This window comes from Streptomyces sp. AV19 (assembly GCF_015999245.1).
Lineage (GTDB): Bacteria > Actinomycetota > Actinomycetes > Streptomycetales > Streptomycetaceae > Streptomyces.
Map to the genome: position 1 here is coordinate 127,821 of NZ_JAEAMR010000003.1, position 14,273 is coordinate 142,093.

Sequence of the window (14,273 nt, forward strand, 5' to 3'; positions counted from 1 at the left end):
GTCGTGGCCGAGGACGAGCTCAACGCGAACTACATCATCCCCAGCGTCTTCAACGAGAAGGTCGCCGGGGCGGTGGCCGGAGCGGTCCGGGAGGCCGCGAAGGCCGCCGGAGGGCTGTGACGGCTGCCACGACGGCCTGACGACGGCGCGTCGCGTGGCGCGGCGCTCGTGCGGCCCCCATAGGGTGTCGGGCAGTGAACGGGCCGTGGAAACGCGGCCCCACCCGAGGCTGTGGCGCTTTCCGTGTGACTCTCCAGGGTGCCGGATTGGCTTTCCCGCCACTGGTGGGGGCAGGATGCTCCCCCGAGGACTCCGTCCGGGGGGCATCCCCCTAGGGCGCGAGGGATCTAGTGGCGGACCCGGGTCCGGGGACTGTCCGAGGGCCCTGGCAGCATCGGCTTCGATCTCACGCCTCATTGGCAAGAAGAACACGGGAGTACAACATGAACCGCAGTGAGCTGGTGGCCGCTCTGGCCGACCGTGCCGAGGTGACCCGCAAGGACGCCGACGCCGTTCTGGCCGCCCTCGCCGAGACCGTCGGTGAGGTCGTCGCCAAGGGCGACGAGAAGGTGACCATCCCCGGCTTCCTGACCTTCGAGCGCACGCACCGTGCCGCTCGCACCGCCCGTAACCCGCAGACGGGCGAGCCGATCCAGATCGCTGCCGGTTACAGCGTGAAGGTCTCCGCGGGCTCCAAGCTCAAGGAAGCCGCCAAGGGCAAGTAAGCAGGTCCCGCTCTGAGGGCGGCCGCTCCCGGGACGGGAGGGGCCGCCCTCAGGCGTTGGTGGGGGCGGGGGCCGGCGGCGTGTGAGGGTGCCCCGGTCCCTCCCCCAGAGGGGGCACCCCCATTTCACCGTTTCCCGGTGCGGGGCCCCGGACCCGAACCGCCCTCCGGGCGGTGGCGGGGGCTCCGCCCCCTGCGCCCTGGGCCCCGGGCGGCCCTGCGCGGCGCGTGACGGGTGACGGGCCCCGCGCCCGCGTGGCGGGGGCTCTGCCCCTGCGCCCGCCGGGGCCTCGCTCCTGGACCCTGTCGGGGCTGCAACAGGGCTTGGCCCCTTGGGTCCTCCGCCGAGGCTCCACCCCTGGGTCCGTACCAAGGCTCTACACCTGGGCGCGTACGGGGGTTCTGCCCTGGGCCCGCAACAGGCCCGTAACCCAGGCCGCCCATAACCCGGTCCCGTAACCCAGGCCCGCGGGCCCGGCCCCGGACTCGTCCCCGGACCCGTCCCCGGCCCTGCCCCAACGCCCTGCCGGAGCTCCGCCCCTGGCCCGCAAGCGCGCCTTCCGGGCGCCCGTATCCACGCCCCGGAACGGGCCCCCGAACAGGCCGATCCAGCCCGCCCCCGAGGGCGTCCGAGTGTCTCGCGGCGCAGCCGCGGCTGCGGGGGCCCGGGGCACCGCCCCGGTTACGGGAAGGGGCGGGGCGGGGGAGAAACAACCCCCGGCCCCGCCCCCACCGGCGGATGACAGTCGCTCACGCGCCCTGCGGCAGCTCCACGTTCGCGCCCAGGTCCCGCAGCTTCTGCATGAAGTTCTCGTAGCCGCGGTTGATCAGCTCGATGCCGTGGACCCGGGAGGTGCCCTCGGCCGCCAGGGCCGCGATCAGGTACGAGAAGCCGCCGCGGAGGTCGGGGATGACCAGATCCGCGCCCTGGAGCTTCGTCGGGCCGGAGACCACCGCCGAGTGCAGGAAGTTCCGCTGGCCGAAGCGGCACGCGGAGCCGCCCAGGCACTCGCGGTAGAGCTGGATGTGGGCGCCCATCTGGTTGAGGGCGGAGGTGAAGCCCAGCCGGGACTCGTAGACCGTCTCGTGGACGATGGACAGGCCCGACGCCTGCGTCAGGGCGACGACCAGCGGCTGCTGCCAGTCCGTCTGGAAGCCGGGGTGGACGTCGGTCTCCAGCGCTATGGCGTTGAGCTCGCCGCCGGGGTGCCAGAAGCGGATGCCCTCGTCGTCGATCTCGAAGGCGCCGCCGACCTTGCGGTAGGTGTTGAGGAAGGTCATCATCTCGCGCTGGCTGGCGCCGCGGACGTAGATGTTGCCCTTGGTCGCGAGCGCCGCGCTCGCCCAGGAGGCGGACTCCAGGCGGTCCGGCAGGGCGCGGTGGTTGTAGCCGCCGAGCGAGTCCACACCGGTGATGCGGATCGTGCGGTCGGTGTCCATGGAGATGATCGCGCCCATCTTCTGCAGCACGCAGATGAGGTCCTCGATCTCCGGCTCCACGGCCGCGTTGGACAGCACGGTGACGCCCTCGGCCAGGACGGCCGTCAGCAGCACCTGCTCGGTCGCGCCGACCGACGGGTACGGCAGCTGGATCTTGGTGCCGCGCAGCCGCTGCGGGGCCTCCAAGTACTGGCCGCCCTCCCGCTTCTCGATCGTCGCGCCGAACTGCCGCAGCACCTCGAAGTGGAAGTCGATCGGCCGGCCGCCGATGTCGCAGCCGCCCAGGCCCGGGATGAACGCGTGGCCGAGGCGGTGCAGCAGCGGGCCGCAGAAGAGGATCGGGATGCGCGAGGAGCCGGCGTGCGCGTCGATGTCGGCGACGTTGGCGCTCTCCACGTGCGAGGGGTCGAGGACCAGCTCGCCGGGCTCGTCGCCGGGGCGCACGGTCACACCGTGCAGCTGGAGGAGTCCGCGGACGACCCGGACGTCCCGGATGTCGGGGACGTTGCGCAGCCTGCTGGGGCCGCTGCCGAGCAGCGCGGCGACCATGGCCTTCGGCACGAGGTTCTTCGCGCCGCGGACACGGATCTCGCCCTCGAGCGGGGTACCGCCATGGACAAGCAGGACATCGTCAGGGCCGGTCATGGATCTCGCGTTCCTGGAGTTGGGCAGGTGGGCAAGAAGAAAGGGTAATGCGACCGGAGGGGGCGCTCGCCGCCATCGGGGGGCTTTGCGTACGTCATGGGTTTGCAACAACACGCTCCGCATACGGAGTGGTCGCTACCGGTTAGCTGTTCCACGGGTGTACGCGGATCCGCCGGGTCCGGTGTGCCCTTCCACTCCCCGCGGACCCCGGAAATGCGGGATCATGGCGCCATGCCCGAGGTGTCCTCGCTCACAGGACGACTGCTCGTCGCGACGCCGGCGCTGTCCGACCCGAACTTCGACCGAGCGGTGGTGCTGCTCCTCGACCACGACGAGGAGGGCTCCCTCGGTGTGGTCCTGAACCGGCCGACCCCGGTCGGCGTCGCCGACATCCTCGCCTCCTGGGCCTTCCTGGCCGGCGAGCCGGGCGTGGTCTTCCAGGGCGGGCCCGTCTCGCTGGACTCGGCGCTCGGCGTGGCCGTCGTCCCGGGGGAGCGGCAGGCCAAGGACGTCCCCACCGTCGACGGCCCCATCGGCTGGCGCCGGGTGCACGGTGCCATCGGGCTCGTCGACCTGGAGGCCCCGCCGGAGCTGCTGGGGCCGGCCGTCGGCTCGCTGCGGATCTTCGCGGGGTACTCGGGCTGGGGCCCGGGCCAGCTGGAGGAGGAGCTGGTCGACGGCGCCTGGTACGTGGTGGAGTCCGAGCCGGGGGACGTGTCGTCCCCGGACCCGTCCCGGCTCTGGCGGTCGGTGCTGCGCCGCCAGCGCAACGAGCTGGCCATGGTCGCCACCTACCCGGACGACCCCAGCCTCAACTGACGCCGGCGCCGGCCAGCGCCGCGCACCGGTCGGCCAGCGGGTGCGCGCCGCGCGCCGGGACCACGAGCCGTACGGTCACGGCCGGGGCGTTCTTCAGCCGGACGTACCGCACGGCCGGGTGCGCCAGGCGCTCGGCGGCCGGGCGGGGCGCGACGCCGACGCCGTGCCCGGCGGCCACGGACTCCACCCACTCGTCGATGTTCCCGGCCGTGCAGGCCACGCGCGGACGGGCGTCCTCCGGCCAGAGTTCCGGCGCGGTCGTCCCGCTCACCGTGTTGACGACCAGCGGCAGCCCCGCCAGCTCCGTCCAGTCCAGGACGCGGCGGCGGGCCAGCGGCGAGGAGCGGGGCACGGCCGCCACGCGTTCCTCGCGGCACAGGACCACCCCGCGCATCCCCGCCGGCACCTCGCCGCGCAGCACGGCGGCGTCCGTCTCGCCGGTGTCCAGACCCGCGAGCGCGGCGTCCCGCCGCACCAGCCGGACGCCCGCGCCGGTGGCCCGCTTGAACTCCTCGACCAGGGCCGCCGCCCGGTCCGGCAGCAGCCCGGCGAAGCCCAGCCGCAGCAGCGCGTCCCGGGAGGGGGCGCGCAGGGCGTCGTCCAGGCGCGCGAGGGTCACCGTGAGCTCCTCGTGGAGGCGCTGTCCGGCCGGGGTCGGCGCGACCCTGCGCGTGGTGCGCTCCAGGAGCCGGGCGCCGAGGGCGGCCTCCAGGGACTGGATCGCGCGGGTCAGGGCGGGCTGGCCGACGCCCAGCCGGGCCGCGGCGTAGGTGAAGCTGCGCTCCTCGGCGACGGCCAGGAACCAGCGCAGCTGACGGAGCTCGACACCGCTCAGGTCGGTCATGCGCACCAAGCATAAATAGCCCCGCCGGGGCATTTCCGAACGCGTGTTCAGGCTGCCTAGTCTCCCGGCCACCGGAATCGGAAAAGAAACGGGGGACATCACCGTGCGCAAGGTCCTGCTGCTGGCCCTGGGCTCCTTCGCCCTGGGGCTGGACGCCTATGTGATGGCCGGGCTGCTGCCCGCGATCGCCGACGACACCGGGACGACGGTGGCGCTCGCCGGACAGCTGGTGACCGCCTTCACGCTCGCCTACGCCGTCTCGGCGCCGCTCTTCGCGAGCCTGCTCGCCGGGCGCCGGCCGCGCGCCGCGCTGACCGGGGCGCTCGCGGTGTTCACGGTGGCGAACGGACTCACCGCGCTCGCGCCCACCTTCGGGCTCCTCCTCGCGGCCCGGGTGGCCGCGGGGGCGGGCGCGGGGCTCTACGCCGCGCTGTCCACGGCGGCCGCCGCCGCGATGGTCCCCGCCGCCCGGCGCGGCCGGGCGCTCGCCCTGATCATGGGCGGCATGAGCACCGGCACGGTCCTCGGCGTCCCGCTGGGCGTCCTGCTCGCCGGGCACACCGGCTGGCGGGCCACGCTCTGGCTGCTCACGGCCCTGGGCGCGGTATCCCTGGCCGGGCTGCTCGTCCTGCTGCCGCCCCTGCCCCCGCAGCACCGGGCGTCCGTCCGCGACCGCCTCGCCGCCGTCGCGGACCGCCGCGTCGCCCCGGTCGTCGGCGTCTCCTTCCTCGCCGCCGTCGCCAGCCTGGGCCTCTACACCTACCTCGCGCCCGTCCTGGCGGCGGCGGGCGGCGTCCACGGCGTCACGCCCTACCTGTGGGCCTGGGGACTCGGCGGCGTCCTGGGCAGCGCCGCGGCCGGTCCGCTGGTGGACCGTACGGGCCGGGCGCCCCGCCTGGTCGCCGTCGTCCTCGCGCTGATCGTCGCCGCCCAGGCGCTGCTGCCCGCCCTCGCCCCCCACGCGGTCGCGGCCGGCCTGGCCCTGCTGGTCTGGGGCGCGGGCGGCTGGGCCCTCCAGGTGCCCCAGCAGCACCGGCTGCTGGAGCTGCGCCCGGACCGCGGCCCGGTGGTCCTGGCCCTCAACAGCTCCGCCCTCTACCTGGGCAGCGCCGTCGGCTCCGCCCTCGGCGGCGCCGCCCTCTCGGCCGGGCTGGCGCCCCGGGCGCTGCCCCTCGCCGCCGCCGCGGTGGCCGCGCTGGGCCTGGCCGGGCACGCGTTCGCGACGAGCCGGCCCCGGCGGGACGACGGGCCTCGGCCGACCCCGGCGCTCCCCAGTACCCTTGGGGACCATGAGCACTCTTGAGCCCGAGCGCGGGGCAGGTACAGGCACCCTCGTAGAGCCGACGCCACAGGTGTCGCACGGCGACGGCGACCACGAGCGCTACGCCCACTACGTCCAGAAGGACAAGATCATGGAGAGCGCGCTCTCCGGCTCCCCGGTCGTCGCCCTGTGCGGCAAGGTCTGGGTGCCCGGGCGCGACCCGAAGAAGTACCCGGTCTGTCCCATGTGCAAGGAGATCTTCGACGGCATGGGCGCCGGCGACGACAAGGGCGGCAAGGGCGGCGACGGCAAGAAGTAGTCCACCCCTCCTCCGGCTTTCCGGCTCCCCGGGCACGCGTACGTGCCCGGGGAGCCGTCCGCGTTGCACGGAGTGCTTCGCCCGGTCACGTTCCGGCCGCGAGTCTTGTGGGGCCCGGGCGGGCGCGCTTAGCCTCCTCCCAATTGCGCACGGAGAAACGTGCGTTGCGCATGACGCAACGGATGTGACAGCGCTGTGCGCGACGATCGGGAGGGGATCACCATGGCGCCGTCCGCCCGGAGAACCACCGCCGGGTTACTCCTCGCCCTGGCGGCCGTCGCCTCCTGCGCCCCCTCCACGTCCGTGAACTCCGCGACGGGGGACAGCAGGACCGGCACCCTGCGGGTGTGGCTGTTCAGGGAGGTGAACAACAAGCCCAAGGAGGCGGTGGTGGCCGACGCGGTGGACGCCTTCGTACGGGACCACCGGGGCGTACGCGTCGAGGTCGGCTACATCCCCGTCGAGACCCGGGCCGAGAAGATCAAGGCCGCCTTCAACGACCCGGGGAGCGCACCGGACCTCGTCGAGTACGGCAACACCGACACCGCCGGCCACGTGAAGGACGGCGGTCTGGCCGACGTCACCGCCGAACTCGCCGCCCGCCCGGGGGCCGACGCCGCGGCCGTCGCCTCCGTGACCGTGGACGGGAAGCTCTACGGCGCACCGCTGTCCGTCGGGGTCCGCGCCCTCTACTACCGCACCGACGTCTTCCGCGAGCTGGGCCTCGCCCCGCCCCGCACCCTGGCCGAACTCGCCGCCACCGCACGGCGGATCCACCGCGAGCGGCCCCGGCTGTACGGGCTCGCGGTCGGCGGCGCCTACACCTACGGCGCCCTCCCCTTCGTCTGGGCCCACGGCGGCGACGTGGCCCGGCGCTCGGGCCGCACCTGGCGCGCGGCGATCGACGACGAGAAGTCCCGCGCCGGCGTCCGGGCCTGGACCGGCCTCTTCGGCGACGACAACTGCCCCGCGAGCCGCTGCGCCGCGATGGGCGGCAACGACACGGTCCAGGCGTTCGCCTCGGGCCGCGCCGCCATGGCGATCGCCGGCGACTTCAACCGCAAGGCCGTCGACGACGGGCCGGTCAGGGGGCGGTACGCGGTGGTGCCGCTGCCCGGGCGCGAACCGGGGCACATCGCCCCCGCGTTCGCGGGCGGGAACAACATCGGTGTGCTCAGGAGCAGTTCGCACCGCACTCTCGCCGTGGACCTGATGAAGTCCCTGACCTCCCGGCGCACCCAGGACCGGCTCTTCGACGCCATGGGCTTCCTGCCCGCCTCCGCCGAGGCCCGCCGCGCGGCCGCGCGCCGGCAGCCGTTCGCCGAGCCGTTCGTGCGGACCCTCGACGCGGGCACCGTCTCCCTGCCCGCCTCGCCCGGCTGGGCGGCGATCGACGCCGGGCAGGTGCTGCCGACGATGTTCCAGGAGATCGTCAGCGGACGGAAGGACGTGGACGCGGCCACGACGGCCGCCGCCCGCCGCATGGACGAGGCGTTCCGCCGGTGACGGCCGCCCGCGCCGCCAGGCCCTGGACCCCCTGGCTCTACCTCGCCCCCGCCCTCGCCGTCCTGGGCGGACTGCTGGTCTACCCCGTCTGCCAGCTCGGCCTCATCTCCGTCCTCGAATACACCCAGGCCCAGGTCAGCGGCGGCGAACCGACCTCCTTCCAGGGGCTGGCCAACTACCGCGAGGTGTTCGGCGACCCGCAGTTCCGCCAGGTCCTCGTCGCGACCCTGGTCTTCGCCGCCGCGTGCGTCCTCGCCACCCTCGCCACCGGCTGCGCCGCCGCCGTGCTCCTCACCCGCGTCCGCGCCCTGCCGCGGCTGGCCCTGATGCTCGCCGCGCTCGGGGCCTGGGCGACGCCCGCCGTCACCGGATCGACGGTGTGGCTCTTCCTCTTCGACCCCGACTCCGGGCCGGTGGACCGGGTGTTGACCGGGCTCGGCCTCGCCGGCTTCGAGGGCCACTCCTGGACCTACGACCGCTTCAGCGCCTTCGCGCTCGTCCTCCTCGAAGTGGTCTGGTGCTCCTTCCCGTTCGTGATGGTCACCGTCTACGCGGGCATCCGGGCCATTCCCGCCGAGGTGCTGGAGGCGGCGGCGCTCGACGGCGCCTCGTCCTGGCGGACCTGGCGCCACGTCACGGCGCCCATGCTGCGGCCGGTCCTCACCGTCGTCACCATCCAGTCCGTCATCTGGGACTTCAAGGTCTTCACCCAGATCTACGTCATGACCAACGGCGGCGGCATCGCCGGACAGAACCTCACACTCAACGTCTACGCCTACCAGAAGGCGTTCGCCTCCTCGCAGTACAGCCTCGGCTCGGCGATCGGCGTGGTGATGCTGCTCGTCCTGCTCGCCGTCACGCTGGTGTACCTGTGGCTGCTGCGGCGTCAGGGGGAGGAGATATGAGCCGCGTCCTTCGTGGCGGCGTCCGTCGTGGCCGCGGGCGGCTCGCCGCCGAGGCCGTGGCCCTGCTGGCCGCCGCCGTCACCGCCTTCCCCCTGTTCTGGATGGTGCTCTCCGCCCTCAAGCCCGAGGGCGAGGTGCGCTCGGACCGGCCGCGGCCGTGGACCCTGCACCCCACCCTGGACTCCTTCCGCCGCGTCCTCGGACAGCAGGACTTCGGCCGGTACTTCCTCAACAGCCTGCTGGTGGCCGGGATCGTGGTGACCGCCTCGGCGCTCGTCGCCTTCCTCGCGGCCGTCGCCGTCACCCGCTTCCGGTTCCGGCTGCGCACCACGCTCCTCGTCATGTTCCTCGTCGCGCAGATGGTGCCCGTCGAGGCGCTGGCCATCCCGCTGTTCTTCCTGCTGCGCGACGTGGGCGACGCCGTGCCCGGCGTCGGGCTCAACACCCTGGGCTCGCTGGTCCTCCCGCACATCGCCTTCTCCCTCCCCTTCGCGATCTGGATGCTGCGCGGCTTCGTCAAAGGCGTGCCGGAGGCGCTGGAGGAGGCCGCGTACCTCGACGGCGCGAGCCGCGCCCGCTTCCTGTGGCAGATCCTCTTCCCGCTCGTCCTGCCCGGGCTCGTCGCGACGAGCGTCTTCTCCTTCATCTCCACCTGGAACGACTTCCTGTTCGCGAAGTCGTTCATCATCAGCGCCACCGAGAACTCGACGCTGCCGATGGCCCTCCTCGTCTTCTTCAAGGACGAGGGCAACGACTGGGGCGGCATCATGGCGGCGTCGACCCTGATGACCGTGCCCGTCCTCGTCTTCTTCGTCCTCGTGCAGCGCCGCCTGGTCTCCGGACTGGGCGGCGCGGTGAAGGACTGACCGACACCGCAGGACCGACCGGCCACGACCCAAAGACCGACCACCACCGAAGGACCGGCCGACACCATGACGGACCCCAGCACCGGACTCGTCCCCGCCCCGCGCCGGCTCGTCCGCCCGCCGGACGACGGCTTCGTGCTCGACGACCGGACGGCGATCGACGCGGCCCCCGGCACCGAGGGCACCGCCCGCTGGCTGCGCACCGCGCTCGGCGCGGCCACGGGACTGCCGCTGCCCGACGGCGGCGGACGGGGCGACGGCCTCGTCCTGCGCCTCGACCCCCGCGTGGAGCGGGAGTTCGGCCCCGAGGGCTACCGGATCGGCGTCGACGGGCGCGGCGTGCGCATCGACGGCGGCGGCCCGGCCGGCGTCTTCTGGGGCGCCCAGACGCTGCGCCAACTCCTGGGCCCCGACGCCTTCCGCCGGGCCCCCGTCGCCGCCGGACGCCCCCGGCCGCTGCCCGCCCTCACCGTCGAGGACGGCCCCCGCTTCCGCTGGCGCGGCCTACTCCTCGACGTGGCACGGCACTTCACGCCCAAGGACGGCGTGCTGCGCTGGCTCGACCTGCTCGCCGCGCACAAACTCAACGTGCTCCACCTCCACCTGACCGACGACCAGGGCTGGCGCGTCGAGATCGAGCGCTACCCCCGGCTGACCGAGGCCGGCTCCTGGCGCGCGCGCACCAAGCTCGGACACCGGGCCTCCCCGCTCTGGGACCCGCGCCCGCACGGCGGCCACTACACGAAGGACGACATCCGCGAGATCGTCGCGTACGCCGCCGAGCGCCACATCACCGTCGTCCCCGAGATCGACATGCCCGGCCACTCGCAGGCCGCCATCGCCGCCTACCCGGAACTGGGCAACACGGACGTCATCGACACCACCTCCCTGACCGTCTGGGACACCTGGGGGGTCAGTCCGAACGTACTCGCCCCCACTGACAACACCCTCGCCTTCTACGAGAACGTGCTCACCGAGGTCCTCGGCCTCTTCCCCTCGCCCTGGATCCACATCGGCGGCGACGAGTGCCCCAAGGACCAGTGGCGCGCGTCCCGAGCGGCCCAGGCGCGGATGCGGGCCGAGGGGTTGGCCGACGAGGACGAGCTGCAGAGCTGGTTCGTCCGCCACTTCGACCGGTGGCTCGCGGAGCGCGGCCGGCGGCTCGTCGGCTGGGACGAGATCCTGGAAGGCCAGCGGCCGGGAGGAAGTCTGGCCGAGGGCGCCGTGGTGTCCTCCTGGCGCGGCTACGAGGGCGGCATCGCCGCCGCGCGCGCCGGCCACGACGTCGTCATGTGCCCGGAGCGGCACGTCTACCTCGACCACCGGCAGGCGCCGGGCGACGACGAACCCGTGCCCATCGGCTTCGTCCGCACCCTGGAGGACGTCTACCGCTTTGAACCCGTCCCCCCGGAGCTCACCGGCGACGCGGCCGCGCGCGTCCTCGGCGCCCAGGCCAACCTGTGGACCGAGGTGACGGAGGACCAGCAGCGCCGCGAGTACCAGGCGTTCCCGCGCCTCGCCGCCTTCGCCGAGACCGTCTGGTCGCCGCTGCCCGAGCCCGGAGCGCGCGATTTCGCTCACTTCGAACAGCGGATGCGGGCCCATTACGCCCGGCTCGACGCCCTGGGCGTGGACTACCGCCCGCCCGGCGGCCCCCGCCCGTGGCAGCGCAGGCCGGGCGTGCTCGGACGCCCGATCGAGGACTCTTCCCCGATCGTGTGAGGCACGGCGGAAGCTGACGGTCCGTGCCCTCCGCCCCTGGCACGGTGGACCTTCACACACCGCCGTAAGTCGTACAAGGATCGCCCAAAGATGGCCATATGCCCCGAACCGGAGAAGGTGGCGCCTCTGCCCTCCGTGGCCGGACGGCGGTCGCGGGACGCGGGGGACGGCCGGGGAGGGAGGGTCGTTCGCGGACCCTCGCGACGGCGGACTCGGAAGATGTGCCAGAGTTGCCACGTCCGGGCCGTCAGCACGTACCGTACGGCGGAACGCAAGCGGGAGGACCGCCGGGACAGCCGGGACGACCGGGGAAGGGGCAGCTGGGTTGACCACGCACGCACCGCAGCACGCACCGCAGGCGGCGCACACGGTGACGTTGCCGGGCTCGCTCGACGAGGCCGTGGCGGCGCTCGCCGCCATGCCCGCCGCCGTGCCCGTCGCGGGCGGCACCGATCTGATGGCAGCGGTCAACTCGGGACTGCTGCGGCCCGCCGCGCTCGTCGGCCTCGGCCGCATCAGCGAGATCCGCGGCTGGCAGTACCAGGACGGCCACGCCCTGCTCGGCGCCGGCCTCACCCACGCCCGGATGGGCCGGCCGGACTTCGCCGCCCTCATCCCGGCCCTCGCCGCGGCCGCCCGCGCCGCCGGACCGCCGCAGATCCGCAACGCCGGCACCCTCGGCGGCAACATCGCCTCGGCCGCGCCGACCGGCGACGCGCTGCCCGTCCTCGCCGCCCTGGAGGCGTCCCTCGTCATCGCCGGACCCGGCGGCGGGCGGCGCGAGATCCCGGTCGGCCGGCTGCTCGCCGGGATCGAGCTGCTGCACCCCGGCGAGCTCATCGGCTACGTCCGCGTGCCCCTGCTGCACGCCCCGCAGACCTTCCTCAAGGCCACCGGCCGCACCGGCCCCGGCCGGGCCACCGCCTCGGTGGCCGTCGTCCTCGACCCGGCCCGGCGCATGGTGCGCTGCGCGGTCGGCGCCGTCGCGCCGATGCCGCTGCGTCCCTACGACGCCGAGCACTGGGTCGCCTCGCTCATCGACTGGGACGGCGAGCGCACGCTCGCCCCGGAGGCGCTCACCGCCTTCGGCGACTACGTCGCCGCCGCGTGCATCCCCGATCCCGTACCCACGCCGGAGGGCGGTGAGCCCGGTACCCTGCCGCCGGCCGTGTTGCATCTGCGGCGTACCGTGGCGACTCTGGCCCGCCGAGCACTGGGGAGGGCACTCGCGTGAGTGACGAACAGAAGCGACACGGCCGGACACCCGGCGAGGGTGGCTGGCAGCCGATGCCCCGCGGTGTCGACATCGACGCCGAGGGCACCGCGTTCCTGCAGCTCCCGCCCGAGTTGCTCGCGCAGCCGAACGCGGCGGGCGGCGGCAACGGCTGGGCGCCGCTGGCCGCCCCGGGCACGGGCTACGCGCCGCCCGCGGCCGCGTCCTGGGAGGCGGCGCCTCCCTACCAGGCGGCTCCGCAGCAGTCCGTTCCGCACCAGTCGCATCAACCGCACCAGTCGCACCAGTCCGTGCCCCGCCATCAGGCCGCCGCGCCGCAGGCCCCGGCGTCCGTCCCGCAGCAGTCCGCCGGCCCGGCGGCCGACCGGGCGCAGGCCCCGGTCGACGACTGGCCGACCGGTCCGTTCGTCTCGGGCAACTCCGGGGAGTGGGCGGTGACGGCCGACGCGTACGCGCCCCCGGCCGCCGGGCGGCCGGACGGCCGGCAGCACGACACCGCGCAGTGGCCGGTGCCGTTCCCCGACGCCGCGGGTGACGCCGTCACCGGCCAATGGTCCGTCCCGGCCGCCGGGGACGACCCGGTGGAGGAGTCCGGCGAGTACGCGCTGCACGAGCGCGCCGCCGCGGCCGTGCCCGCGCCCGGCCCGGATCCCGACCCGCACGCCACGGCGCCGTGGCCGGTCCCCGCGCCGGGGGACACCGGCACCGGGACCTGGCACCGGCCTGCCGGTGACGGGTCGACGGGCCAGTGGGACGTGCCGTCCCCGGCGCCTGCTCCGGCGATGCCGTCCCCGGTCCCGGCCGCGATGCCGGCGGAGGTACCGGGCGCGTCCGCCTCGTCCGCACCCTCCGTCCCACCCGTTCCTGGCGACACGCCCGACGGGCCGGGGGAGTACGCGGCGAACGCGTACGCGGGCGACGGGTTGACGCAAACGTCCACCTCGGGCGTCACCGGAACGGGCGACAGCCGGGCCGGCGGCGCGTGGGAGGTCGTGAGCGACACCCTGGGCGCCCCCGGGGCGATGCCGCACGCCGAGACCGGCTTCCGGCACCCGGCGGGCGAACCGCCGGCCGAGGCCCCCGTGGCCGCCGCAGCCGCCGCGCCGTCCGCCCCGGAGCCCGCACACCAGGATCAGGGTTCCGTGCGACCGGATTCCGTGCGACCGGAGGCCCCCGCGCAGGGCGCCCACGAGCCGCGCGACCAGGACCCGCCCGCACCGTCAACTCCCGCCCCGGAGCCGCCCGTTCCGGCCCCCGCGGAAGACGTGACCGCCGCCCCCGAGCCCGTACACCCGTCGGACGGGCCCGAGCCCGAGCCCCTCGCCGACGAAGCCCTGCCCGCCCCCGACGAGGAGCTCCTGCCCCCGGCCCCCGGCACCGAGCACCCCTGCGCCTCGTACGTCCTGCGCGTCAACGGCACCGACCGCCCGGTCAGCGACGCCTGGATCGGCGAGTCCCTGCTCTACGTCCTGCGCGAGCGCCTCGGCCTCGCGGGCGCCAAGGACGGCTGCTCGCAGGGCGAGTGCGGCGCCTGCTCCGTGCAGGTGGACGGCCGGCTCGTCGCCTCCTGCCTCGTCCCGGCGGCCACCACGGCCGGTTCCGAGATCCGCACCGTCGAGGGGCTCGCCGCGGACGGACGGCCCTCGGACGTCCAGCGCGCGCTCGCCGAATGCGGCGCGGTGCAGTGCGGCTTCTGCGTGCCCGGCCTCGCGATGACGGTCCACGACCTCCTGGAGGGCAACCACGCCCCCACCGAACGGGAGACCCGCCAGGCCATCTGCGGCAACCTCTGCCGCTGCTCCGGCTACCGCGGCGTCCTCGACGCCGTCCGCAAGGTCGCCGACGAGCGCGCCGAGGCCGCCGCGGCCCTGGAGGAAGCACAGCAGGCACAGCAGTCCGGCTCCGGCGACGGGCCGGACGCGGCGACAGGACGCATCCCGCACCAGGCGGGGCCGCAGCACGGCGGCAGCGGAAAGGCGACGGCATGA

12 protein-coding genes are annotated in these 14,273 nt (G+C 74.6%); 10 read left to right on the forward strand and 2 right to left on the reverse strand.

Annotation, left to right across the window (positions count from 1 at the left end; translation table 11 throughout):
- Window positions 1-443 precede the first annotated feature (443 nt).
- Entirely contained in the window at window positions 444-725 is a 282-nt protein-coding gene (locus tag I5Q34_RS00570) for an HU family DNA-binding protein (protein WP_004951951.1), read from the forward strand.
- A 749-nt stretch (window positions 726-1,474) separates the two neighbouring features.
- On the opposite strand, the gene murA is transcribed toward I5Q34_RS00570, so the two are convergent.
- Complete coding sequence (gene murA / locus I5Q34_RS00575) at window positions 1,475-2,809, reverse strand: UDP-N-acetylglucosamine 1-carboxyvinyltransferase (protein WP_199890070.1); 1,335 nt, start codon at window positions 2,807-2,809, stop codon at window positions 1,475-1,477.
- Window positions 2,810-3,040: 231 nt separating this feature from the next.
- Here murA and I5Q34_RS00580 point away from each other — a divergent pair, with 231 nt between their 5' ends.
- The gene (locus I5Q34_RS00580) at window positions 3,041-3,628 is read left to right on the forward strand and encodes a YqgE/AlgH family protein (RefSeq protein ID WP_199890071.1); all 588 of its coding nucleotides are present in this window, start codon (window positions 3,041-3,043) and stop codon (window positions 3,626-3,628) included.
- On the opposite strand, the gene I5Q34_RS00585 is transcribed toward I5Q34_RS00580, so the two are convergent.
- Complete coding sequence (locus tag I5Q34_RS00585; RefSeq protein WP_234428226.1) at window positions 3,621-4,472, reverse strand: LysR family transcriptional regulator; 852 nt, start codon at window positions 4,470-4,472, stop codon at window positions 3,621-3,623. The genes I5Q34_RS00580 and I5Q34_RS00585 overlap by 8 nt on opposite strands.
- A 103-nt stretch (window positions 4,473-4,575) precedes the next feature.
- On the opposite strand from I5Q34_RS00585, the gene I5Q34_RS00590 reads away from it, so the two are divergent.
- The 8 genes from I5Q34_RS00590 (at window position 4,576) to I5Q34_RS00625 (ending at window position 14,273) form a co-directional block, all read left to right on the forward strand.
- Window positions 4,576-5,775, forward strand: coding sequence for an MFS transporter (locus I5Q34_RS00590; protein WP_199890072.1), 1,200 nt, complete (start codon window positions 4,576-4,578; stop codon window positions 5,773-5,775).
- Complete coding sequence (locus I5Q34_RS00595) at window positions 5,762-6,052, forward strand: DUF3039 domain-containing protein (protein ID WP_078871651.1); 291 nt, start codon at window positions 5,762-5,764, stop codon at window positions 6,050-6,052. The genes I5Q34_RS00590 and I5Q34_RS00595 overlap by 14 nt, the downstream gene beginning before the upstream one ends.
- A gap of 222 nt (window positions 6,053-6,274) precedes the next feature.
- Window positions 6,275-7,558, forward strand: coding sequence for an extracellular solute-binding protein (locus I5Q34_RS00600; protein ID WP_199890786.1), 1,284 nt, complete (start codon window positions 6,275-6,277; stop codon window positions 7,556-7,558).
- On the forward strand, window positions 7,555-8,463 hold the full coding sequence (locus I5Q34_RS00605) for a carbohydrate ABC transporter permease (protein WP_199890073.1): 909 nt from the start codon (window positions 7,555-7,557) through the stop codon (window positions 8,461-8,463). Before I5Q34_RS00600 ends, I5Q34_RS00605 begins: the two co-directional genes overlap by 4 nt.
- Window positions 8,460-9,329, forward strand: coding sequence for a carbohydrate ABC transporter permease (locus tag I5Q34_RS00610; protein WP_199890074.1), 870 nt, complete (start codon window positions 8,460-8,462; stop codon window positions 9,327-9,329). Before I5Q34_RS00605 ends, I5Q34_RS00610 begins: the two co-directional genes overlap by 4 nt.
- 66 nt (window positions 9,330-9,395) lie before the next feature.
- Window positions 9,396-11,051 (forward strand): beta-N-acetylhexosaminidase, encoded by a 1,656-nt coding sequence (locus I5Q34_RS00615; RefSeq protein WP_199890075.1) that lies wholly within the window; start codon window positions 9,396-9,398, stop codon window positions 11,049-11,051.
- A gap of 325 nt (window positions 11,052-11,376) precedes the next feature.
- On the forward strand, window positions 11,377-12,285 hold the full coding sequence (locus I5Q34_RS00620; protein WP_199890076.1) for a xanthine dehydrogenase family protein subunit M: 909 nt from the start codon (window positions 11,377-11,379) through the stop codon (window positions 12,283-12,285).
- Complete coding sequence (locus I5Q34_RS00625; RefSeq protein ID WP_277965276.1) at window positions 12,282-14,273, forward strand: 2Fe-2S iron-sulfur cluster-binding protein; 1,992 nt, start codon at window positions 12,282-12,284, stop codon at window positions 14,271-14,273. Before I5Q34_RS00620 ends, I5Q34_RS00625 begins: the two co-directional genes overlap by 4 nt.

Coding starts and splice junctions, on each gene's coding strand:
- murA (WP_199890070.1), bottom strand. CDS start 2,809: ATGACCGGCCCTGACGATGTCCTGCTTGTCCATGGCGGTACCCCGCTC.
- I5Q34_RS00595 (WP_078871651.1), top strand. CDS start 5,762: ATGAGCACTCTTGAGCCCGAGCGCGGGGCAGGTACAGGCACCCTCGTA.
- I5Q34_RS00570 (WP_004951951.1), top strand. CDS start 444: ATGAACCGCAGTGAGCTGGTGGCCGCTCTGGCCGACCGTGCCGAGGTG.
- I5Q34_RS00585 (WP_234428226.1), bottom strand. CDS start 4,472: ATGACCGACCTGAGCGGTGTCGAGCTCCGTCAGCTGCGCTGGTTCCTG.
- I5Q34_RS00610 (WP_199890074.1), top strand. CDS start 8,460: ATGAGCCGCGTCCTTCGTGGCGGCGTCCGTCGTGGCCGCGGGCGGCTC.
- I5Q34_RS00615 (WP_199890075.1), top strand. CDS start 9,396: ATGACGGACCCCAGCACCGGACTCGTCCCCGCCCCGCGCCGGCTCGTC.
- I5Q34_RS00580 (WP_199890071.1), top strand. CDS start 3,041: ATGCCCGAGGTGTCCTCGCTCACAGGACGACTGCTCGTCGCGACGCCG.
- I5Q34_RS00600 (WP_199890786.1), top strand. CDS start 6,275: ATGGCGCCGTCCGCCCGGAGAACCACCGCCGGGTTACTCCTCGCCCTG.